Below are 22,507 nucleotides of genomic sequence, written 5' to 3' on the forward strand. Positions count from 1 at the left end.
TAAGACATGGCAAGGAGGAGATTGTGATGAAAACAGCTGATTTATGCGATGAATTTTTAAGTGAATTGCAAGTATGCCAGCTGCCGATGCAATCTTACGGCGGCAAAGCGGAATTTTCCGGACCGATCGCGACGGTCGATGTATTTTAAGATAATGTGCTCGTTCGTGAGGCGCTCGAAACTGTTCCAGCGGGCACCGTATTGGTCGTAGACGGAAAAGGTTCGCGAAATTGCGCGCTGCTCGGAGACCGTCTTGCCCAGATCGCTTGTGAGCGCGGGCTTGCCGGGGTGATTATTCACGGATGCATTCGCGATTCCGCAGAAATCGCCAATATGCCGCTTGGGGTGATGGCGATTGGCACTTGCCCGGTGAAAAGCAAAAAAGAAGGAAAGGGAAAACGGGACGTTGCGCTCGAATTTGGCGGCGTTCGTTGGGAGCCAGGCGCCTATGTGTACACTGATCAAGACGGGATTGTATTGGCGAAAACGGACTTATTGAAAAAAAGTGGTTGACGATGTTTGAAAATTTGTACTACTATGAATAACAGAAATGTTCTTTGAAAAATCGACATTATATGCCAAACAAATAAGGTGCCTTTCTCATTAGAGAATAGGCTTAAAAGGGAAGTACGGTGAAAATCCGTCACGGTACCCGCCACTGTGATGGGGAGCTTTGTTGCATCATGTCACTGAAGGAAACTTCGGGAAGGCGCAATAAAGCGATGATCCTAAGTCAGGAGACCTGCCTTATTTGTTCGGACGGATACCTACGGGATTATAGGTAGACGTGCGGGAGAATGGTATACTTTTTTTGCTATATTTGTATGCATTTTTCTGCACCTCTGCGTATAGAGGTGCTTTTTATTTTGCAAAAAAGGAGAGACTCAACATGACAACATGGAACTTAATCGGAATGAAACATCATGTGCTGATTTGCAATGGAGGCAGCTGCATTCGTAAAGGGGGAGAAGAAGTAACGCTTGCCATCCGCGAAGAAATCGCGATGCTGGAGTTAGATGGCATTGTACATACGACGCGGACTCGCTGCAATGGCCGTTGCCAAGACGCGTGTGTAGTCATCGTTTACCCTGAAGGCGTATGGTACAACGGTGTGACGCCGGAAAAAGCAAGGGAGCTTGTGCAAAGGCATTTGCGAGATGGGGAATGGTTGGAAGAAACGATAACGTACCGTTATGAAGAGAAGCAAGGATTGATGATGACAAAACAATCAAACACCCCTCTAGGAATCTCGAAATTATGTAAAGCAACGGGAGGAACGAAAGCATGAAAAAATGGAAAGTCGCCCTTTTCCTTTGCGGTTTAGTCGTCTATTTTACGTTTACCGGCAGCACATCGGCATTTGCGATGCATATTATGGAAGGATTTTTGCCTGTTGGATGGGCGATTTTTTGGTGGCTTGTTTTTTTGCCATTTTTGATCATCGGTATGCGTTTACTAATTCGGATTACACGCGAGCATCCGGAACTAAAGCTGCTCATTGCGCTGTCCGGGGCATTTACGTTTGTGCTGTCCGCCTTAAAAATTCCATCCGTTACTGGGAACAGCTCACATCCAACGGGGGTAGGACTCGGTGCGGTGCTGTTTGGCCCATGAACGATGGTAGTGATGGGAAGCATTGTATTGCTGTTTCAAGCGTTATTGCTGGCACATGGCGGATTGACGACATTAGGGGCAAATGCCATGTCCATGGCAGTCGTCGGCCCGCTTGTGGCTTACGGCATTTATCGTTTTGAAAAAAATGGAATATATCGCGACGCTGGACGATTTTTTTCGCTGCATTTTTCTCTGATTTGGCACATATGTTGTCACCTCATTGCAATTAGCGCTGGCGTTCCCGGATGCGACAGGTGGGGTTTTCGCTTCGTTTGCCAAATTTGCCGGCATTTTTGCTATCACGCAAATACCACTGGCGATTACAGAAGGGCTGCTTACGGTCGTCGTTTGGAATTTCTTAACCACTTACAGTAGCGGCGAACTAAATCAGTTAGAGAGGGGAGTGTAATATGAAGCGAAGTCTTTTTCTTCTTGCTATTGCTGTTTTACTGGTAGTAGCGCCGTTATTGTTCATTCATCACTCTGATTTTGGCGGCACGGATGGCCAGGCGGAAAAAATGATTCAGAAGCTCGCTCCTCATTATCAACCTTGGATGGAAACCATATTTGAGCCGCCAGGCGGAGAGGTGGAAACGTTGCTGTTTTCTGTGCAGGCGGCAATCGGTGCCGGAATTATTGGCTATATTATCGGCGTCTATAAAGGCCGGGCGAACCGAAAAGAGGAAGCAAAATGATCCGGCAGTTTGACACCATCGCTTACGATAACCGCCTGCGGACAATACGCCCCGAACAAAAAGTGATATTTGCGCTTCTGTTATTAATGATGGCCATCACAGGAAACTGGAAAACGCAAGTAATGATGACGATTTGGCTTGCCATTTGGATTATCGGTTATGCGCGTGTTTCGTGGAAGGTGTACGCCAAAGCCCTCGGAGTCGTGGCATTGTTTCTGATGATGAGTTTTCCAGCTTTGCTTGTTTCGATAGACAAATCTTTTCATGTTTCCATTGACCGTTCGAAAATTTTCATCGCAATGTCTTTGCTCTCTCGTTCGGTCGCGGCATGGTCTTGCTTATTTTTCCTCTTGATGACTACCCCGTTTCCAGAGATATTGTATGTGCTCAAACGAATGAAAGTACCATCCATTATCATTGAGTTGTTGTTTTTTATGTATCGGTTTGTATTTGTTTTCGAGAAAGCAGCAGAAGAGCTATACGTAGCAATGAAAGCAAGAAATGGAGGAAACCATTGGCGGCATGGTGGGATGTTGGTGTTCCAGCTTTTTTAAAAAATATGGCATTCCTATGAAGTGTTGCGCCTTGCTTTATGGGCGCGCGGAGTTTCCGATGAAATGACCTATGTTCATGTGGAAACATATAACGAAAAAATAAACGTTATCTGTGGGAAGCAGCCATCGGCATATGTTTGCTTCTACGGCTTGGATGATAGGAGGGCAGCAGGCAATGCTGAAAATGGACGAAGTATATTATACGTATCCGAACGGACCATGCGTGTTAAAAGGATTAAGTCTTCATGTTCCCACTGGAAAAAAATGCGCACTTATCGGTCATAACGGATGCGGCAAGACAACGTTATTTTTACATGCGAACGGGCTGTTGCGGTCCGACTCCGGAGACATCTATTGGAATGGAGAGAAGATGGATTATCGGCGTCAAACATTGCAAAAATGGCGGAAAGAGGTCGGCATCGTTTTTCAAAATCCGGCACACCAGCTTGTGGCGCCGTTGGTACGTGATGAGCTGGCGTTTGGCCTGCACCATTTAGGAATGAAAAAACATGAGATGGACTAGCTCATTGAAAAAGCGCTGGACGAGTTTGGATTACGTTCATGGTTGGACAAGCCCGTTCATCATTTAAGTCTCGGTCAAAAAAATGGCTGACGCTTGCCGCCATAATGGTGATGAATCCGAAATTATTAGTGCTCGATGAGCCGACGGCATATTTAGATTGCCTGCAAATCGAGAGGTTTGTCGAGAAGAACAACGATATTCATCGAGCTGGCACGACAGTTTTGATCGCTACTCATGATTTTGATTTTGTCTTAGAGTGGGCAGATATCGTGTTTGTCATGCATGACGGACAAATTGTCATGCAAGGATCACCGCAAGACGTATTTGCAAGGCAGCATCAATTGCAAAAATGGCGTCTTGGTGTTCCGCTGCTTGCTTTTGTATGGAAAATATTGTTTCCACACGATACGCGCATCCCGCGAAATGTGGAAGAAATGAAACAATGGATGAGAATGGTTGAGCGCACAAACCTCCGTATTAGTGAAAAAGTGATATAGTGTTTAATTTTTTTCATTTATAACAAGAAAAGACTTGCAGAAACAGAAAGAATCATCGGTATTAAATGACTTTACCATGTGATTGTTACATGTATAGCGTGAGTCTAAAAGAAAACGGTTTTAAAAGTCATAAGTAAAGGGGCTTTGCCCCTTTTTGTAAGAGTATGTTGCTGGGAAATATTTATAATATTTGGGAAGGAGGGGTGTACGAGAGATGAAAAGATGATTCTTATCTTATTTTGTATTGTACGATCTCGTTGTTCTTATCCATAGGAATGAGGATTTTTTATGTGTATGAAGGTACTCTATGTTTAAGAGGATTACAGATAGGGAGGTTTGATTCGTTTGCTTCAGGATCATTTAAAGAAAAAAGAAAAAATTGTTCCACAAGTTCCATTTTCAGATTACCACCATAAACGAGGGTTTCGTTTGATTTTTTTGTTTCTTTTTTGTGCGCTTTTATTGTCCATTACATTTGCTGTTACACTTGGTCCGGTCAAAATGTCTCCCTTCACAGTATGGAAAATTGCTCTATCACATTTTTCTTTTTTGGGTGATCACATTGAAGTAAATTGGAGCAAAGCACAAGAACGAATTATTTGGGATATTCGATTACCTCGTGTCTTACTTGGAGCTGTTGTAGGAGCTGGACTTTCCGTTGTAGGAGTAGTCATTCAAGCATTAGTACGTAATTCACTCGCTGATCCGTACATACTTGGCATTTCTTCTGGTTCCTCTGTTGCAGCAACACTTGTAATTCTATTTGGCGCACTACCATTTTTCGGTCAGTATGCCTTGTCGCTTGGAGCTTTTTTCGGTGCAATGTTAGCGTTGGTGGCTGTTTATTTGTTAGCTCAAGTTGGAGGAAGAATTCAGACAACACGCCTTCTGTTAGCTGGGGTTGCTGTTTCTTTCATCATGTCAGCTTTAACAAATTTTATTGTGACGCTCGCACCAAAAGAATCGGGCATTCGTGAAGCAACGTTTTGGATTATGGGTAGTTTAGCTGGAGCTAAATGGGAGTACTTAACTATTCCAAGTGTTGTGGTGATAGTTGGCTTAGTATATCTATTATTTCAATATCGCTCTTTAAATATTTTATTAATGGGAGAAGACGTTGCAGCAACACTTGGAGTCAATATCGATACGCTTCGTAAAGGACTCATCATAATCACATCGCTTATCACAGGAACAGTTGTAGCAGTCAGTGGTTCAATTGGTTTTATTGGTTTAGTTGTTCCACATCTTTCACGTTTGCTAGTCGGATCTGACCATAAACGAGTGCTTCCTACGAGTATATTAATTGGAATGATTGTCGTTATTTGGTCTGATGTATTTGCCCGCTTGGTACTTGCCCCTCAAGAGCTTCCTATTGGTGTAGTGACAGCGCTTTTTGGTGGCCCTTTTTTCATTTGGCTTTTACGTCGCAGTACGTATTCATTTGGAGGTGACAGTAAATGAAACTAGCCATTGAACATGTATCCTGTACCATTATGGAAACATCAATTATTCAGGATATTTCCATTCATATAAAGGATGGACAGTTTGTTGGCATAATTGGTCCAAATGGCAGTGGAAAATCAACACTTTTAAAAATCGCCTCACGTATTTTGAAACCAAATGCTGGTGCCGTTCGATTAGATGGTCAACATTTATATGAACTGTCACCTAAAAAAGCAGCTCAAGAAATAGCGGTGGTTAGTCAAGAAACATCCTTAACATTTGATTTTTCTGTTCAAGAAATCGTTTTAATGGGGCGTAATCCACATAAGCGGTTATTTCAATCGGATACAGATGAGGACCTTCGCATTGTCAACGAAGCTTTGGAGCGTGTTGGAATGCAAGGATATGAGGAGCGAAGTTTTATGAGTTTATCAGGGGGTGAGAAACAACGAGTTTTGATCGCAAGGGCGCTTGCTCAGCAGGCGAAACTTATCATTTTAGATGAACCGACAAACCACCTTGACATCCGTCATCAACTTCAATTAATGGACCTTGTAAAAAAACTTAATGTCACTGTTTTAGCGGCATTGCATGATTTAAACCTTGCATCCAATTATTGTGATTATTTATATGTAATACAAAATGGACAAGTTGTTATGTCTGGCACACCAGAAAGCGTGCTAACAAAAGATCGAATCAGAGAGGTATTTGGAGTAGAAACAGAAATCATTATTCATCCTTTAACTAAAAAACCTTATATCACTTTTTTAACACACGTTTAAACATGGCAATGAAACATATATAAATTTGGAAAGAAGAGGAAAATTATGGAGAAAAAGAAAAACAACCACATGTTTTGGCTAAGTATTTGTTTACTTGTAATGATGATGTTGGCAGCTTGTAACAGCTCAAATGAATCTGTTGCCAAAGAAGAAAAGCAACAAAAAGACAACAGTGAATACAGTGAAGTAGTGATCAATAACATGGGGCGTACTGTTAAGTTTACAGAACCTCCAAAACGAGCGATCACATTAAATCAACATGCAACAGAAATTATGCTTGCATTAGGATTGCAAGATTCGATGGTTGGAACAGCTTACTTGGATGATCAAATTTTACCAAAGTTCAAGGATGCTTATGAAAAAATTCCTGTGCTCTCAAAGCAGTACCCATCAAAGGAAGTCTTTTTAGCAAAAGAACCAGATTTTGCGTATGCAGGTTGGAAAAGTGCTTTTACAGAGAAAACGTTAGGAACAGTTGAAGAGCTCGAAGAGTTAGGCATTAAAACGTATATTCAAGAATCTTCAAATAAGGTAGCACCAACATTAGAAGATGTGTACAAAGATATCGAAAATATCGGACGTATTTTTCAAGTGGAAGCAAAAGCAAATGAAGTGATAAATCAAATGAAAAAAGACATAGAAGAAATAACAAAGCAAATTGGAACAGTTGAAAAACCGCTGAAGGTGTTTGTGTATGATAGTGGAGTTGATAAACCGTTCACAGCAGCTAACAACTATTTAACTCATTTAATCAAAATAGCAGGCGCTAAAAATATCTTTGATGATATTCAAAAAGGATGGGCCGACGTCAGCTGGGAAGAAGTTGTAAACCGTAATCCAGATGTAATTGTCATCATTGACTATGGAGATACAACAGTCAAACAGAAACAAGATTTATTGCTTTCTAAAAAGGAACTTGCTGATGTTACTGCTATTAAAAACAAGCGATTTATTATTCTTCCTCTTTCAGCAGCAGCAGAAGGAATTCGTGCTCCAATTGCATTAAAGACACTAGCTGAAGGGCTATATCCAGAAAAATTCAGGAAATAACAATGGAATAATAAGGCACAAACCTATCTATGTTTCATGAAATGATATGATGTTGTAAGAAGGCTAAGCTTTTTTGATATGATCCCCTTATAATAGACAGAAAAAAGAAAGCCAATTAATCTGTCTACTATGGAGGGGATTTTTCTATGGGGAAAATACGAAAAACATATGATGCAAAGTTTAAAAAGAAAGCTGTGGATTTATATTTGAAAGAGGGCATGGGATACAAAACGGTGGTGAAAGAATTGGGGATTAGTCATTCCATGGTACATCGATGGGTGAAACGCTATGAAAAGGAAGGAATACAAGGTCTGGAGGAAAAATGTGGTAAAGCGAAAGGACCAAATAAAGGAAGACCGAGAACTCGTCTGGAAGATCCTGAAACGAAAATCAAGCGTCTTGAGGCGGAAGTAGAGATGCTAAAAAAGCTCTTAAAGAGGTGAAAGGGGGAATGGAAGCAGTACCAGCCCACAAGAAGTTCGCGATCATTCAAGAAATGGCCGGGTGTTATGGTTCTATTCAACAATTATGTGAGATTGCAGGCGTGTCTCGAAGCGGATATTACAAATGGGTAAAACGACAGGAACACCCTTCTCAGAAGCACTTGGAAGACGAGCAGCTAAAGGAAAAAATCAAAGAGTGCCATGAAGAAGTGAAAGGAATCTATGGGTATCGGAGAGTTCAAGTTTGGCTGAAACGGAAATACCAACTGGATATCAACCATAAACGAGTACAAAGGCTGATGAGGGAGATGGGAATGCAGGCGGTGATTCGGAAGAAACGGCCTTATTACGGAAAGAAAGAGCCTTATGTGATTTCGGACAACCATCTAAACCGAGATTTCCACGCGTCAAAGCCAAACGAGAAGTGGGTTACAGATATTACTTATTTAATTTTTAATGGGCAAAAGCTCTATTTGTCCGCCATTAAAGATCTGGAATTCGACCAAGACGCGTGGGAACAGGCGAGACGGAAAGCCTCCCGGTTTGTTCTCGTCACGACGGTGCCGGAGGAATGGAAGGACCGACGAATGGACGAGAAAGAAATCTTGAAGCTGTATAAAGGGCAGATCTCGGTGGAAATGAACTTCTCCTTCCTGAAAGATCCGTTCTTTACGGACGAGATTTACGTGAAAAAACCGGAACGAGTGGCGGTGTTGGGCTATTTGTTTCTCCTCGCATTGGCCATTTACCGCGTCTTCCAGCGCCGGGTGCGTCAGTTTATTACGCCGGAGCGCCCGTTAAAGGGCGCAGGAGGCCGCAAGCTGACCCGTCCGACCGGGCAGGCGATTTTTCAGTTGTTCTGGTATGTGAAAGTCGTCCTGTTGGAACTGCCGGATGGGCAAATCCAACGCGCGTTAGGTAAACCGCTCACCTACGAGCAGCGAAGGATTCTGCAAGAGTTGGGAATGGACGAAAGCATTTACGTCTAATCTCATAAGGAACGATGAGCGATGGTAAAAAAGGATTGCCATCGCTTGTTGTGTGTGCGCCTGGCATGGGTGTAATCTATAGGGTGTAAGTCCCGAACTGTGAAGGCAGAAGTAACAGTTAGCTTAACGCAAGGGTGTCCGTGGTGACGCGGAATCTGAAGGAAGCGAGCGGCAAACTTCCGGTCTGAGGAACACGAACTTCATATAAGGCTAGGTATCATTGGATGAGTTTGCTAAACAAAACAAAGTCCTTTCTGCCAAAGGTGGTACAGAGTAAATGAAGCAGATAGATGGAAGGAAAGATTACATTCTTACCCGGGGAGGTCTGGCGGATATGTGAAGTACGCTTCATAACCTACTTAGTGATAAGTAGCTGAACCGTCAGAAGTCAGCAGAGGTCATAGTATTAGTTGGTTTAGAACTACTAAGAAGGACCGAACAATTAAGAGAGAATAGCCCTTGGCATTCAGTGAGTCATGATGAACACAGAAAACGTAGTACCTCACTTGAGGAAGGAAGCGGTGAATCCCGTGGGAGACCTCTTGGAGGGTGGAGTGACCACTGGCATAAAGAGAACAGCTATTCACGGAAGTTATGAAAACTTGCGTCAATTATCTTAATTGAACCGCCGTATACGGAACCGTACGTACGGTGGTGTGAGAGGACGGGAGTTAATCGCTCCCTCCTACTCGATTCTTGAAGCCAGTTATGTACCAGCCGTGTTCTTGTTCTGTCATCATGTCATTGGCATACAATGCTCCGTCGGAAAATAAAGGTTTCCCAAAAGAAGCGATCTGTCACAGTCTGGAATTACAAAACCGATTATTATAATAATTCCGTAAATAAAAAACTAATTATAGAAGAAGATAATCAAATTTTTTACATTTAATCCTAAATAATGTAACATTATCAATAAATAGATATAAATAAGAGGTGATGTTTAAGAAAGTACTGGTTTAAATTTTTACATCTTTCTCCCACTAATGATGGAAATGATTTTTGAAAAAGAAATGCATCACGTTGAGTGTGTATTTCAGATGATTTTAAAGTAAAAAAATAAGGCAAAATGAGATTCCTTATCTTGCCTTAAAAAATTCCTAAGAAAATCTTCAGATCCTCTCTTCCTTTCTCTTCATAATTGTTACCTATACTGAATACGTCATATTAATAAAGAAATGACAAAACTTGACTACAATTCAATCAACTGCACCATACCTTTTCAATCAGTATATTAATGGAGGAATAAATATGAATAGAACTGTAGAAAAATTATTAGGGATTATCGGGCTGATAATTAACATTTTATCGGCAGTTCCGATTTTTTTTATGTTATTTTTTTAAATGGGATTGCAGATAATCCAATGTTTGAAAGAGAATTAGAAGATGCGTTATATTCAACCGGTTTTACTGAAGCGGATCTATCCTCAGTTTGCAAATGATTTCTTGGCATGGTTTAGTGGATTCAGTTGGTTTATTGGGATACTAACAATTATTGCAATTGTTCTTACGATTATTGCCCTCGTTAAATTAAAGAGTAACAGCAAACTGGCTGGAATTCTCTTTATTATTTCTGGTGTGATTTCCGGATTTATTTCGATTCAAGGTATTTTATTATTAATCGCTGGTACTGTGTGTTTAGTCCGCCAACCAAATCAAGATGAACCAATAATAAAAGTTGATGAAAATGGCTCTTTCCTTGAAGAATAAAGGGAAGCGCTATTTCGTTTTAAAGGCCATATTCGAAAAGATATTGTTAGGAAAAGGATATCCAACAACAGTGGAAACTTTTAAATTAAACTTAAATAACGATAGAAAAATGAACTTTATTTTCGGATGTGCAAATGGCATTATTCTATTATTAGATTATAGTAGCAACGTTTATTAAGAATAGTAATTAATATTTTTATTTGACGTAATAAAAAATAGGCATCTACATTGTAATCGGGTAGATGCTTTTCTTATGTTTCACTTCCTCCAAGATCTTTCTTTTTGAAAGGTGTGTCTGAAAAGTTCCATCACTTGATTATTTTATTTTATCAGCAATATGAATTGTATATCCTTCACTATTTATTTGATAACTAACACTTGTTGCAAAATGTCTATTTTCCGGATAAATCAGCTTCAAATGGATTTTTCCATTTATTTTACTATTTGGTTTCACTGTCACATATCTAATTACATCATTTTGGATTCCGCTCGGTACGTTAATTCCAGAACTAATATATAATTTTGTGATAGGCTTAGCCACCCTAATTTCATCATCGGTTTGATTATAAATTCTTGTTTGAAATGTGGTGATAAATAGTAAATAATTATTAATTTTTACTTCAACTAAAACCCCATTCTCTTCACCTAAATATACATATTCCTTATGAAGAAGCTTACTAGAAAATAAAATAAAAAATATAATGATAATTAAATAAAATTTTTTTTTCATTTAATCACCCTATTTTCAAATTTTTTGTTGATTTCTATATACCAATATTATACCATTTAGGTAAAAAAAGGGAGGTATTTGAGATGAGATTAATTAATCATTTACTAGTATTTTTTGTTACTTTTTTTCTTTTTTTCACTAGTACATCTTTTGTAATGGCTTCCGAGATTAATAGAAATCCGACTCAAATGGAATTGGAGAAAAACATTAAATTAAGGAAAACCCTTGGATTTGATATAAATAGAAATCATGTATTATCAATTTTAAATGATGAAAACAAAGAAGAACGCTTTTCTTATGGATTTACAAAAGAAGAAGCAAAAGAATTTGATAGACGAATGAAATTGTAAACGTCAACCCCAAATGAACAATTTTTGCTCATTTCGGATGAACACTTTTTGCTAAGAAAAAATTGTTTCTTGATGTTTTAATCGGTAACTTTCGTTGTTCATATGAATCACTTCAACTCGATGTAACAGACGGTCAAGTATTGCAGTCATCATCCCTGGATTATCTACGAGTTCTATCCATTGTTCTGGGCTTCGATTGGATGTTAAAATTAACGAACTTCGTTCATATAATTGATGAATAAGCTGGAAGAACAATGTGCCTTCTCGTTGATCCATTGCCATATACATGACATCATCAATTATCACAAGATCTGATGCACGCAGTCTCTTTAACTTAGTTTTTGACTTATTGACATATTCTTCTGTTTTTAATAGCTGAATTAATTCCCCCATGGTCACAAAATACACTTGAAAGCCTTTTTGAATCGCTTCAATTCCAAGGCCAACGGATAATAAAGATTTTCCCGCTCCAGGTGGTCCAAGTAATATTAAGTTGTATGCTTGTTCTAACCATTGAAATTCACGTAATTGCCTTAATTGCCGCTCTGTAATGGCTGTTTGCTCATCTATATTAAACATACTTAAAGGTTTATAGAACGGGAAACGAGCCCAATTCATTCGTCTTTCAATACTTTTCTCCTCACGTCTTTTTAGTTCATACGTAGTTATCTGTTCTAAGAACTCTAAATATGTCCAAGATGATTGCTCTGCTTTCCGAAGGAGCTCTGGGAGCTCCTCCGCTGTTTCGGATAATCTCAATTGTTTAAAGGCTTGTTGAATTTCTGGAACACTTTTATTCATTTGTTTTTCCTCCCATTCTTTGAATGTATGTATTGAAATCCCTTGTTTCTACAGCTATCGAAGAAACAAGTTTAGTAGAATTGACCTGTATTTCAAGAATGGGATTAGATTCTTGTAGCTTTAAGTAATTTACGACATCTTGAAAAGCATTTGCACTATACAGTTTTTCACGGATACATTTCTCTAACGCCATTGGAATCCAATGAGGATCATTTTCGGCAACCCTTTGTAAAATGAGTAATTGATCACGGCGATAGCGCTTATATCTCTGGCAGATTTCATCAATATATTGTCTCGATGCTTCTCCAGTAGGAAATAAATGAAGCACTCTTTGTTTAAGCATATCAAGCGATTCTGTATGATCTCGTGCATGATTCGTATTTTTAATTAGCTTTCCTTTTTCTAAACTTATCGTGTGCTTGGCAAGTATTTCACCAGTTGTAGGTTCTATGATGATTAATTTTTCATTATTGATTTGCAGATTCACTGTAGGGCATTTCGTATATGTGCCGATAGATAGGTACTGAATAGCGATTCGATTTGTAACGAATCGTGTTGTCCTTATTCACATTCCTTGTTATAATTTCAATAGGGTTGCTTTCTGTTAAAGAAAGCGGTGAGGAGATCTTTCGTAAGTGTTTCTTTTCCAGTTGATACACTTCGTAAGGTCTCTTTTTTATTGTTTGATGCACTTTATAGTTCCCAGTACGTTCTAGCCAATTCCAGGCTTTTTCATTCCAATCTCCGATTGTTGAGAAGATACGATGTGCTGCGAAATTATACTTGATATATTTCACAACGTTCTCAATTTTTCCTTTCGATTGGGGATCTGCTTTTCGACATAGGTAAATCTGAAATTTACGTTCGTTCACATATGCCTGAAATTTCTTTGTTAAGATAAGATCTCCAGCATTTTCGCTTACCGCAATAAGATTGTCTTGATCATAAACAATTTCTTCAGTCATTCCCCCAAAATATCTAAAGGCATTTTCGTGACAACGAATGGTGTCTTTGGTTGTAAAGGGGCGGTCTTGCCATTCCATATACTTTTGTCGAGAGTGAGATAATACAAAGGCAATAAAATAAAGTTTGATGTCCTTATTATCTATTGTTTTCTGAATGGTTTGTCCCCAGTCTACTTGCATTTGTTTTCCTGGTGGTAATTCATCAACAGCTTCATGTTCTCGGGGTTCATCCGTTTTTTCAATTTGATAAATTTCTCTCATCTCTTTGACATACCGACGAACTGTACTTTCTCCAACTTGTAAGTCAGGAAACTTTTCTTGAAGCCAGTCCAAAATTTGTGCTCCACTCATGCTTGGATTTTCTTGTAACCATGTCACAATCCAATCCCGATAGGGATCTAACTTTTTCTTTCGCTCAATCGTGCCAAACTCCTCCACCGCTTCTTCAAATGTCATATTTAAATACTTATAAACTGTATTACGTGAGATTTTCAATTTCCTTGCGATTTGTGAAATTCGCAATCTTTTAGTACGTAATTGATGGATTTCAATATATAACACAAGCTTCTCCTCCACTAGTACAACCTCCAATAAACTTAATAAACTAGTTTATTAGAAGTGTATTTGATAGTGAAAAAGTGTTCAATCCAAATGAGCGGAATCTGTTGATTTTATTTTATCGTTTACAATTAGCTAAAAATCCTGCGGAATCCCATTTAATAAATAAAAATTAAAGATAATGGACATGGAATTCCTATAGAGAAATTAGGTATTGCAATATCACATGCGGGTTTTTCAGGAGGAAAAACATTAAATGAACATGGATTAGGTATGAAACAAGCAATTGCATCTCTGGTAACATTAAAATAGTTAATTATTAAATAAATATTCATAAACTTTTTCATTATATAGTCGAGAATAAACTACATAAATATCCAATACATTGCTTTCTTGAACTTCATGAATCTTACTAGATTTTCTATTTGCATCTTTCAAGCCCCCTCTATTTAACTTTTAAAAATCCTTGAAAATCTTTTGAAAATATAAAAAAGCGATTATCAATCGCCTTTTTACAATTGTGAAAAAAGCAATTAAATTCTTTATTTATATTTTTATATTTAAATCAGCTTGAAATGTTTAGTTTTAAGCAGAACTTGTGTCGCACTTTTCCTATATAGGTATGTGTATTTTAAAAAATTTGTTGTATACATTATTGGTATTTTTGATATAAAATTACAGATAATGGAGGTGGGTTTATGGCTACTAGAGAAATTGTATATGGGCGTGTAGTAAAAGGGATAAAAAAAGGCCTTAAGATAAAGGGAACATTTAGGGAAAAAAGAATAGTTTTTAAACTATCTGAATATTTCGGGGTTACATTTTCAAGAATTGAGAAGTTTAAAAATACAGATTATAACTTTGTGTTTCTTCAACCTGGCGATGAGTATAGAGAAAAATTTAATATGTATAATGAAATTTTGTTATTATTTTCTCCATTTCAAGATTTTGATAGAAGAGCATTAGACTTTGTAGATAAGACCCTTGTTGACTATGATAACAGACTAGACAAAGTATGTATTTTCTTAGTTAGTAATGATCAATACATTACAAATAAAATAGCTGCATTGAATAATGAAAATAAGGATTCTAAATTAATCGTTCCATTTACATATACCGAGTTTGAAAAAGGTACAATTACTAAACAAACCATCGAAAATAAATTAAGAAATTATTTTTATAGCAGAGATTTATTTGCAATTGAATCCCCAATTAAAAATGACAGCTATTTTTTTGGTCGAAAAAAAATAGTACAAGAGTTTTATTCTAAATATATTAGTGGGGAACAGGGAGGACTATTTGGCTTAAGGAAAATAGGAAAGACATCAGTTTTATATGCTTTAATGAGAACTTTGGATTCTAAAAATGGAAAGTATGTATTTATCGATTGTCAAAATCCATCAGTTCATTCATTAAGATGGTATGAATTATTAGAAAGTATAATAGAAAAACTTATTGAAAATTATAGTTTGAGAATAAATAAATCAACATTTTTTTTTGATGAAAAAAATGCCGCAAAAAGTTTTGAAAGATTGTTATGTCAAATTTATAAAGAATTAAATGAACAAAGAATATTACTCATTTTTGACGAAATAGAAATGATTTGTGTAGATACTTCTAGTTCTCTACATTGGAAAAATGGAATGGATTTTATTTACTTTTGGCAAACTATACGTGCTTTTTGTCAAGAGTATCAAGACAAATTGTCCTTTTTGGTTGCTGGAGTAAACCCGCACTGTGTAGAAGTAGTATCGGTACAGGGTATTGATAATCCTATTTTTTCAATGATCGATCCAATATACTTAGAACTTTTTGATATCGAAGATGTAAAAAATATGGTTGGTAGCATAGGTAAGTATATGGGTCTAATTTTTGAAGAAGAAATTTACACAAAACTCGTAGAGGATTATGGGGGGCATCCATTTTTAATTAGACATATCTGTAGTTTGATTAATAAATCAATTCCATTGGACAGACCTCAAAACGTAATAAGATATGACTATGAAAAAGAAAAAGTAAACTATGATTTTGCAATAACAAAGTATATAGAACAAATTATTCAAGTTTTAAAATATTCTTATCCTAATGAATATAAATTGTTAGAGATATTAGCTGTACATGGAAATGAAGAGTTTCTAAAAAAATTAGGTAGATCAGATTATACAACAATTCAACACTTATTAGGATATGGAATCTTAAAAAAACATAAAGAAATGTACTTTATTACAATAGAAGCTCTGAAATTATATTTAAAAAATACATCGGATATTGAAATTGCTAATACTATTGAAGAAAAAAGAACGATTATTAGTAAAAGACGTAATAAGTTGGAAACTAAGTTAAGAGATTTAATCTTGGATGTTTTCAGATCTAAATACGGGAATATTGAAGCAAGAGAACGGATATTGAAAGTAAAAAAATCTGTTGATCGATTAAAATTTGATGGAATACCTCTAACTCAATTGATGGAAAAAGAATATTATTTTCCTGAATTAAAAGTGTTAATTGATAAGAATTGGGAAGATTTTTCAAAGATATTTGTGGATAAGGCAAAATTCAATTTAAACATGGAGATAGTAAATGCATATAGAGTTGATGCTCATGCAAAAAATATAAATGAAGAAGAATACTCATTAGTTACATATGCGTTAAAGTGGTTAGAAGAATGTGTTTTTTAGGGCTGATAAATGATTAAATTATTGACTTTTCTATTTACTGTTTTACCAGAATAAACAAGAAATTTATTCTATATATTGTAGGCAATTTAAGTTTCTCGTTCTAAATCCAAATTGTGAAAAAAGTATAATCTACAAGGTAAAGAAATGCGTCGATACGAGTAATTAAATTCTTAATAGTAAAGAAATTAATAAATAAAAAACTGAAAACGATTGAATTATTGTGGAAACTAATAAATAACATCCTTAATTATAAAAGGATGTTATTTATTCATTACAAAATAATCACAACGTTACTAGTGAAGACAGGTTATAAGGAATTCTAAAATCAGTTGTTACTATGTTTGTTATTTTGGAATAAGGTCATTTCAATAATGAGGGGGAGGAAGAATTTGAAAGAGGATATTATTAATTTTTATAAAAAGGACCTTGGTGTTTGGAATATGGTTTATAAAAACATGAATAGGATTGTTCTTGTTTTATTTATAATATTTTTTATTTTACTTATTACCGCTTTAATTATAAGTACAATTATACAAAATACAAAACTCATTTTGTTAGTAATCATATTATTAATTCTTGAAGGGTGCTTATTAAATAGTTATAACAAAAAGTTAGTTGAAAAAATACATAAGATACCTAAAAAAGATCAAGGATTTTTTTGGGGAGGATATAAATTACAAAAGAAAAGAAGTGAGAAGTTAGAACAATATATTTTGAAAAAAATAGATACGAAAGAACAACTTGAAAAATTAATAGATATATTAAGAAGAGAGGCTGAAACGAGGAAATTTTCGGGTCTTTTTGTGAGGGGATTAGGAATAGGATTATTCTTGCCATTATGGAATTACTTTCTACAATGGTTATTTAAAGAAGTAGATAGCGTTATTAATGTTGTAATTCTCTTTATTTCAATACTAATGATTATAGTATTATTAGCTATTTTTAGTTTTTTAATGAAATTAATATTGTTAGACTTATTTGATAGAGAGGCTAGAAAGTTAAATGAATTAGCAAATATGCTGGAAGACTTTACAATAAAAAATAGATGTAGTATAGATTTATGGACACAACTTGGTTAAGTCATTAATATTAAACTAACGAAAGGTTGTGTCCGAATCATGAGTCAAAAGCGCTATAATCAAGAATTTAAACAAACAGTAGTTGAGCTTTATCGCTCAGGCACTCCAGTCAGTCAACTCTCTAGCGAATATGGTGTTTCAGAAGTAACGATTTATAAATGGATTAAGCAACTCTCTCCAATTGAATGTGAACAGGAATTAACTTTGGCTGATATAGAAGCCATTCAAAAGGAAAATCTTCGATTAAAACAGGAGATCGAAATCTTAAAAAAGGCTATGACCATATTCGCGAGAAAATAGATGAGCAAGAACTGATTGACTTGATTACAAAAGAAAGCGAACATCATCCAATCCAAATGATGTGTCGTGTTTTAAAGATGCCTAAAAGTACGTATTATCAATCGTTTCACAAGAAGCCGAATAGCTATCATGTCGCCAACGAACAACTGCTTGAACGAATTCGAGCAATCCATAAAGAAAGTAAGGGTCGTTATGGGGCCCCTAAAATCTTTGAAATACTAAAAAAAGAAGGCTATACAGGCAGTATCAATCGAGTTCAACGTTTGATGAAACAAGCAGGCATCCAATCATGTATTGTAAAAAAATTCCGCCCAACACCAACACAAAAGCCCGTAGAAGAACGAGAAAATGTATTAAATCAAGATTTCACTACAACAACAATCAACGAAAAATGGGTAGCTGATATTACATATGTCCATACGCTTCGTGATGGTTGGTGTTATCTAGCGTCCGTTCTTGATTTACATACAAAAAAAGTGCTCGGATATAAATTCTCTCGTACCATGACAACAGAAATTGTGCTGGAAGCACTTCAGAATGCGATTCAAGATCAAAAGCCCGATCCTGGTCTTATCGTGCATACAGATTTAGGCACACAATATACAAGTGAAGCCTTTCAAAAACTACTAAAAAAACATGAAATAGTTCCGTCATTTAGTCGAAAAGGATGTCCATATGATAACGCTTGTATTGAATCTTTTCATGCCATATTGAAAAAAGAAGAAGTGTATCTAACCAAATACGAAAGCTTTGAGACAGCGAGAATTGCGTTATTTCAATTCATCGAAGGTTGGTATAATCGCAAACGAATTCATGGAAGCATTGGTTATTTGACACCGGATGAATACGAAAAAATATGCCGAATAGCAGTGTAAAACATGGGGTACAGAACACTTCCCCCTTCACATTTTTTGGCACAACAGCCATGGGTTTATTTCTCCACGTCCCAAGTAGATTGTCAAAGGATCTCTTCACTTTGACAATCTACTTGGGACGTGGAACAATCCATGAATGGTTGTTGTGCAAAAAAACTTAATCTTTTTGTGTCCAAAAACTTGACGTAGATCCAAAAATTTAAATTTTGAAAAGAAGACGGGGATTTATTAAGGTAAAGATTAACTTAACTCTTAGATGTTTAGAAAGCACGCGATATAATGCCGTTCTTTTTGACTTTTACTGTCATTGAAGAATTGTTGAATTCGATTCTTCTCATGATAATTCTTATCATCAGAAGATAAACAACAAAAGTTAAATTTAATATATAAGTGGAAGATTTGTCATAAATAAAACATTTTAATTTAGTAAGAAGAGTATATTTTTGATTAAAAGTTTTTTCATAAATATTTTCATTATTATATAGAAATCCAGAGGCAATAGCGTATGGGGTTTAAAGTATATAAAAGAACCGAACTTGATGAACTAGAGAAACCGTATCCGCTGCTCTATATGCATTTGTAGCCGTAATTGGAAGTCTCTGATGCCTAAGATGATAATTTCATATTTATATTCAACTCGGCTTATACCATCAATGTGTGTCCATGGACCATATTGATGGTATTTTTTTGCCCTTAATTAGGTAGGATCGAGGATAATACAAGTCGTCAGCTGGTCCAAAGATCCAAATATACCACTCCAAATTTAATTATAACATCTATAAAATTGCAGAAATAGACTGTTTATTCTGAATTTCGACTGCTATACTTCGATAGTACATTATTGGTATTTCTTCGGGGGAATTTGCCATACTAATAATTTGGTCAGCTCAATTAATTGAAGAATTAGCTAACTGCAAGCCAATGGAGAAGGTTTTGAGAAGTTAGCTTCTGTATTTACTCATCATAACTATTTGGAGGAAAGATGAAATGAATAAAATATTTGATCCAAATAATCCTATTAATAAACTCTGTATAAGTGGAATGGAATTGGAGGAAAGTGGAAACGGTGAGGATGCAATCACGATGTTTCATAAAGCATGGCACGAAGCATCAGATGACTATGAAAGATTTATTGCATCTTATCATATAGCCCGTATACAAAAGAGTGTAACAGACAAATTAAAATGGATGGAGACTTCTCTACAGTGTGCCCTAAAGATCAATGATGATAATGTTAAAAGTGCATACCCAACGTTATATTTACACATTGCCAAATGTTATGAGAAGTTGGGTGATTCCGAGAATGCAAAAAGAAATTATGAATTGTCCAATTCAGCTAAGGCTGCACCTGCTGATGAAGGTCCATTTTATCATGGGACAAAGGCAGATTTGAAATTTGGTAATCTACTGACAGCAGGTGGAATTTCAAATTTCAATCCCGAAATTAAAATGAACCACGTTTATTTCACTGCTAATATTAATGTTGCTGGACTAGCAGCAACATTAGCAAAAAGAGAAGGAAGGGAACGCATTTATATAATAGAACCAACAGGTGAATTTGAAAACGATCCAAATGTTACGGATAAAAAATTCCCTGGTAACTTAACACGTTCTTATCGCTCGACGGAACCTTTAAGAATTATAGGTGAAGTAACAGAGTGGACGAAAATGACAACTACTGAACGACAAGAATGGCGTGAAAAAACAGCTAAAAACAAAGGCGAAATTATTAACTAAATGCATTTAATGGTGTGATAGTTAAATAACCTATGTTACATTGAAACTTGACAGAAAAGTTAAATATTTATTATAATTGCAGTCAATAGGCTATAGGCTAATGAAGAGCCTAATAAAAAATTTAAGAAAGGTAAGGTATCTGCAGAAAATGTACAACTAATTCACTTAACTAGGAAGGAAAATGTAATGAAGTTTTGAGAAAGTCGTTGGAAAACGGCTTAACAATCATGCATTTTTTACCAGTGAGTGGATAGTACTGACTTCTGTAGATAGCTTTCGATAACTATACTTTGCTGTAGATTCTGTTGCCTGAGAGAGTACTTATTTTTTGTTTTTTGGCTTATGGCCATGGGCAATAGAAGATATAGTTTTTTTGGTATGGTTATGGTCTGATAGATACTATCCTCTCCGGTAAATTTAGGAGGGGTTTTTATTTTATTAGTCGAATGTAGAAATCTAAAAAAATCTTTTGGAGATCGTCTTATTTTGGATATTGAAAATCTCTGCATATATGATCAAGATCGTATTGGTATTGTGGGCGTAAATGGGGCAGGAAAAACAACACTATTGAACCTTTTAAGCCAAAGAATAGAGCCTGATGAAGGATGGGTAAAACTTTATGGGGAATGCGCCTATATCTCCCAACTAGAGCCCCCTGAAGAAAAAACAATAAAACAAGAGACGGCTTCAAAATTTAAAGTTCCCCAAACCTATCGGGAGAGTATGAGCGGAGGAGAAAGAAACCGCTTTAAGCTGGCGGCCAGCCTAGGTCAAAATCATGCCATCATTTTCGCTGATGAACCCACTAGTAATATGGATATTGAAGGAATTCAATTAGTCGAAAATTCCTTTGCCAACTTTTCTGGTGCCCTAGTCTTGATTTCTCACGATCGAGATTTGCTAGATAGCCTTTGTAACAAAATAATCGAAATAGAAGAAGGGAAAATCAAAACCTATTCCGGTAACTATAGTGAATATATTAAGCAAAAAACTGAAGAGCGAGAGCTAGCACAATTTGAATATGAGCAATATGTTAAGGAAAAGAAGAGACTAGAAAGGGTTATAATTTCTACACGAGAAAAAGTAAAATCCATTCGAAAAACTCCCCGAAGGATGGGTAACTCTGAGGCTAGACTCCACAAGATGGGCAATCAAAGAGCAAAAGCGAATTTGGATCGCGCTATTAAAAATGTGGAGGCAAGAATTCAACATTTAGAAGTTAAGGAAAAACCCCCAAAAATCGAAAAAATCAAATTTGACATTGGGGACGTACAGAAAATATATAGCAAAGTAATCATTGAAGGAAATGGGATTAACAAGAGTTTTGGGGATAAAGTGATCTTTAAAGATGCTCAATTTCATTTAGAAAACGGAGCTAAGGCAGGGTTAATAGGTCCCAATGGGTGTGGAAAAACCACTTTGCTAAAAATGATTTTGAACCAAGAGTCCCCAATCAAAATTGCTCCTAACGTAAGGATTGGTTATTTCAGTCAGGAGTTAAGTATCTTAGATGAAAATAAGAGTATCCTCGACAATGTGATGGCAGAAAGCGTTTATGAGGAGAGTTTTGTTCGAATATTATTGGCTCGTCTTCTTTTCAAAAGAGATAGCGTGTATAAAAAGGTTAGGGTTTTAAGCGGAGGGGAGCGAGTGAAAGCTTCCTTTGCCAAAATAATATGTAGTGGCTTTAACCTATTGATTCTTGACGAGCCTACAAACTATCTAGATTTAAACTCTCTGGAAGTGGTGGAAGAAGTTCTACGAGAATATGAACACACCCTGCTCTTTGTCTCTCATGATCGGCGCTTTATAAATTCAGTAGCTAATCAGATTATGATTATCGAAGACTGCAAACTTAAAACTTTCAAGGGCAGCTATGATGAATATATGGCTAGCAAGACTGAAGTTAAAGACAGGAAAAAAGAGCAGATTAAGGAAGAAATTTTACGATTAGAAACTCGGTTGACGGAGGTAATAAGTAAAATTTCTATGCCTTCCAAAAAGGATGACCCCAAGCTTTTAGAGATAGAATACAATGAGATTTTAGGAGAAATCCGTCGTTTGAAAAATCTCCTTCAATAAAATCGAAATACAAGATCTACGCCAATCATAAAAATAGCCCTCAGTCCGAAAAAATC

At 36.3% G+C, this 22,507-nt stretch carries 18 protein-coding genes, 4 pseudogenes and 1 riboswitch; of the genes and pseudogenes, 19 read left to right on the forward strand and 3 right to left on the reverse strand.

The features are described 5' to 3' along the window. Nucleotides 1-26: 26 nt before the first annotated feature. The 13 genes and pseudogenes from rraA (at nucleotide 27) to NST00_RS05390 (ending at nucleotide 10,296) form a co-directional block, all read left to right on the forward strand. A pseudogene (gene rraA / locus NST00_RS05325) lies at nucleotides 27-512 on the forward strand (ribonuclease E activity regulator RraA). Nucleotides 513-571: 59 nt separating this feature from the next. After that, a riboswitch (cobalamin riboswitch) is annotated at nucleotides 572-763 on the forward strand. A gap of 125 nt (nucleotides 764-888) precedes the next feature. Next, nucleotides 889-1,287: a (2Fe-2S) ferredoxin domain-containing protein gene (locus NST00_RS05330; protein ID WP_340709717.1), complete on the forward strand. Its 399-nt coding sequence runs from the start codon at nucleotides 889-891 to the stop codon at nucleotides 1,285-1,287. Continuing rightward, nucleotides 1,284-2,022 (forward strand): annotated as a pseudogene (locus tag NST00_RS05335) (energy-coupling factor ABC transporter permease). The gene NST00_RS05330 and the pseudogene NST00_RS05335 overlap by 4 nt, the downstream one beginning before the upstream one ends. A 1-nt stretch (nucleotide 2,023) precedes the next feature. Next, nucleotides 2,024-2,308 carry an energy-coupling factor ABC transporter substrate-binding protein gene (locus NST00_RS05340; protein ID WP_015863803.1) on the forward strand — a complete coding sequence of 95 codons (285 nt, stop codon included), beginning with the start codon at nucleotides 2,024-2,026 and terminating at the stop codon, nucleotides 2,306-2,308. Further along, nucleotides 2,305-2,862 (forward strand): cobalt ECF transporter T component CbiQ, encoded by a 558-nt coding sequence (gene cbiQ / locus NST00_RS05345; RefSeq protein ID WP_339287838.1) that lies wholly within the window; start codon nucleotides 2,305-2,307, stop codon nucleotides 2,860-2,862. Before NST00_RS05340 ends, cbiQ begins: the two co-directional genes overlap by 4 nt. A 175-nt stretch (nucleotides 2,863-3,037) precedes the next feature. Then, nucleotides 3,038-3,882, forward strand: a pseudogene (locus tag NST00_RS05350) (energy-coupling factor ABC transporter ATP-binding protein). A 378-nt stretch (nucleotides 3,883-4,260) separates the two neighbouring features. Further along, nucleotides 4,261-5,343, forward strand: coding sequence for a FecCD family ABC transporter permease (locus tag NST00_RS05355; RefSeq protein ID WP_445286363.1), 1,083 nt, complete (start codon nucleotides 4,261-4,263; stop codon nucleotides 5,341-5,343). Further along, nucleotides 5,340-6,107, forward strand: coding sequence for a heme ABC transporter ATP-binding protein (locus NST00_RS05360; RefSeq protein WP_096549712.1), 768 nt, complete (start codon nucleotides 5,340-5,342; stop codon nucleotides 6,105-6,107). The genes NST00_RS05355 and NST00_RS05360 overlap by 4 nt, the downstream gene beginning before the upstream one ends. 45 nt (nucleotides 6,108-6,152) lie before the next feature. After that, a complete protein-coding gene (locus tag NST00_RS05365) occupies nucleotides 6,153-7,157 on the forward strand; it encodes an ABC transporter substrate-binding protein (RefSeq protein ID WP_339287842.1) in 1,005 nt (334 codons plus the stop codon). A 146-nt stretch (nucleotides 7,158-7,303) separates the two neighbouring features. Further along, nucleotides 7,304-7,600, forward strand: coding sequence for a transposase (locus tag NST00_RS05370; RefSeq protein ID WP_339287844.1), 297 nt, complete (start codon nucleotides 7,304-7,306; stop codon nucleotides 7,598-7,600). 53 nt (nucleotides 7,601-7,653) lie between these two features. Beyond that, the gene (locus tag NST00_RS14965; RefSeq protein ID WP_445329567.1) at nucleotides 7,654-8,589 is read left to right on the forward strand and encodes an IS1634 family transposase; all 936 of its coding nucleotides are present in this window, start codon (nucleotides 7,654-7,656) and stop codon (nucleotides 8,587-8,589) included. 476 nt (nucleotides 8,590-9,065) lie between these two features. Next, nucleotides 9,066-9,209 carry a hypothetical protein gene (locus tag NST00_RS05385; protein ID WP_172597784.1) on the forward strand — a complete coding sequence of 48 codons (144 nt, stop codon included), beginning with the start codon at nucleotides 9,066-9,068 and terminating at the stop codon, nucleotides 9,207-9,209. A gap of 763 nt (nucleotides 9,210-9,972) precedes the next feature. Then, nucleotides 9,973-10,296, forward strand: a complete 324-nt coding sequence (locus NST00_RS05390; protein WP_340709718.1) for a DUF4064 domain-containing protein — start codon at nucleotides 9,973-9,975, stop codon at nucleotides 10,294-10,296. A 316-nt stretch (nucleotides 10,297-10,612) separates the two neighbouring features. On the opposite strand, the gene NST00_RS05395 is transcribed toward NST00_RS05390, so the two are convergent. Beyond that, nucleotides 10,613-11,026 carry a hypothetical protein gene (locus NST00_RS05395; protein WP_340709719.1) on the reverse strand — a complete coding sequence of 138 codons (414 nt, stop codon included), beginning with the start codon at nucleotides 11,024-11,026 and terminating at the stop codon, nucleotides 10,613-10,615. 83 nt (nucleotides 11,027-11,109) lie between these two features. Between NST00_RS05395 and NST00_RS05400 the strand changes: the two genes are divergently transcribed. Further along, entirely contained in the window at nucleotides 11,110-11,376 is a 267-nt protein-coding gene (locus NST00_RS05400; protein WP_340709720.1) for a hypothetical protein, read from the forward strand. A 51-nt stretch (nucleotides 11,377-11,427) separates the two neighbouring features. On the opposite strand, the gene istB is transcribed toward NST00_RS05400, so the two are convergent. Continuing rightward, nucleotides 11,428-12,177, reverse strand: coding sequence for an IS21-like element helper ATPase IstB (istB, locus tag NST00_RS05405; protein WP_340709721.1), 750 nt, complete (start codon nucleotides 12,175-12,177; stop codon nucleotides 11,428-11,430). Beyond that, nucleotides 12,170-13,703 (reverse strand): annotated as a pseudogene (istA, locus tag NST00_RS05410) (IS21 family transposase). Before istA ends, istB begins: the two are co-directional and overlap by 8 nt. Before the next feature lie 695 nt (nucleotides 13,704-14,398). Between istA and NST00_RS05415 the strand changes: the two are divergent. The 5 genes from NST00_RS05415 (at nucleotide 14,399) to abc-f (ending at nucleotide 22,451) form a co-directional block, all read left to right on the forward strand. Further along, complete coding sequence (locus tag NST00_RS05415) at nucleotides 14,399-16,378, forward strand: AAA family ATPase (RefSeq protein ID WP_340709722.1); 1,980 nt, start codon at nucleotides 14,399-14,401, stop codon at nucleotides 16,376-16,378. Between the two features lie 389 nt (nucleotides 16,379-16,767). Beyond that, a complete protein-coding gene (locus tag NST00_RS05420) occupies nucleotides 16,768-17,457 on the forward strand; it encodes a hypothetical protein (protein WP_340709723.1) in 690 nt (229 codons plus the stop codon). A gap of 39 nt (nucleotides 17,458-17,496) precedes the next feature. After that, nucleotides 17,497-18,632 (forward strand): IS3 family transposase gene (locus NST00_RS05425; RefSeq protein ID WP_445329555.1). Its coding sequence is split into 2 segments (ribosomal slippage): nucleotides 17,497-17,731 and nucleotides 17,731-18,632, totalling 1,137 coding nucleotides; the frame shifts between segments, so codons are not numbered across the junction. A 1,323-nt stretch (nucleotides 18,633-19,955) separates the two neighbouring features. Next, a complete protein-coding gene (gene arr, locus NST00_RS14970; protein ID WP_445329568.1) occupies nucleotides 19,956-20,369 on the forward strand; it encodes an NAD(+)--rifampin ADP-ribosyltransferase in 414 nt (137 codons plus the stop codon). A gap of 432 nt (nucleotides 20,370-20,801) precedes the next feature. After that, nucleotides 20,802-22,451: a ribosomal protection-like ABC-F family protein gene (gene abc-f / locus NST00_RS05435; RefSeq protein WP_340710156.1), complete on the forward strand. Its 1,650-nt coding sequence runs from the start codon at nucleotides 20,802-20,804 to the stop codon at nucleotides 22,449-22,451. The last annotated feature ends 56 nt before the right edge of the window (nucleotides 22,452-22,507 follow it).

This window comes from Ureibacillus sp. FSL K6-0165 (assembly GCF_038004285.1).
GTDB lineage: Bacteria > Bacillota > Bacilli > Bacillales_A > Planococcaceae > Ureibacillus > Ureibacillus thermosphaericus.

Coding starts and splice junctions, on each gene's coding strand:
- NST00_RS05330 (WP_340709717.1), top strand. CDS start 889: ATGACAACATGGAACTTAATCGGAATGAAACATCATGTGCTGATTTGC.
- NST00_RS05340 (WP_015863803.1), top strand. CDS start 2,024: ATGAAGCGAAGTCTTTTTCTTCTTGCTATTGCTGTTTTACTGGTAGTA.
- cbiQ (WP_339287838.1), top strand. CDS start 2,305: ATGATCCGGCAGTTTGACACCATCGCTTACGATAACCGCCTGCGGACA.
- NST00_RS05360 (WP_096549712.1), top strand. CDS start 5,340: ATGAAACTAGCCATTGAACATGTATCCTGTACCATTATGGAAACATCA.
- NST00_RS05365 (WP_339287842.1), top strand. CDS start 6,153: ATGGAGAAAAAGAAAAACAACCACATGTTTTGGCTAAGTATTTGTTTA.
- NST00_RS05370 (WP_339287844.1), top strand. CDS start 7,304: ATGGGGAAAATACGAAAAACATATGATGCAAAGTTTAAAAAGAAAGCT.
- NST00_RS14965 (WP_445329567.1), top strand. CDS start 7,654: ATGGCCGGGTGTTATGGTTCTATTCAACAATTATGTGAGATTGCAGGC.
- NST00_RS05385 (WP_172597784.1), top strand. CDS start 9,066: ATGATGAACACAGAAAACGTAGTACCTCACTTGAGGAAGGAAGCGGTG.
- NST00_RS05390 (WP_340709718.1), top strand. CDS start 9,973: ATGCGTTATATTCAACCGGTTTTACTGAAGCGGATCTATCCTCAGTTT.
- NST00_RS05395 (WP_340709719.1), bottom strand. CDS start 11,026: ATGAAAAAAAAATTTTATTTAATTATCATTATATTTTTTATTTTATTT.
- NST00_RS05400 (WP_340709720.1), top strand. CDS start 11,110: ATGAGATTAATTAATCATTTACTAGTATTTTTTGTTACTTTTTTTCTT.
- istB (WP_340709721.1), bottom strand. CDS start 12,177: ATGAATAAAAGTGTTCCAGAAATTCAACAAGCCTTTAAACAATTGAGA.
- NST00_RS05415 (WP_340709722.1), top strand. CDS start 14,399: ATGGCTACTAGAGAAATTGTATATGGGCGTGTAGTAAAAGGGATAAAA.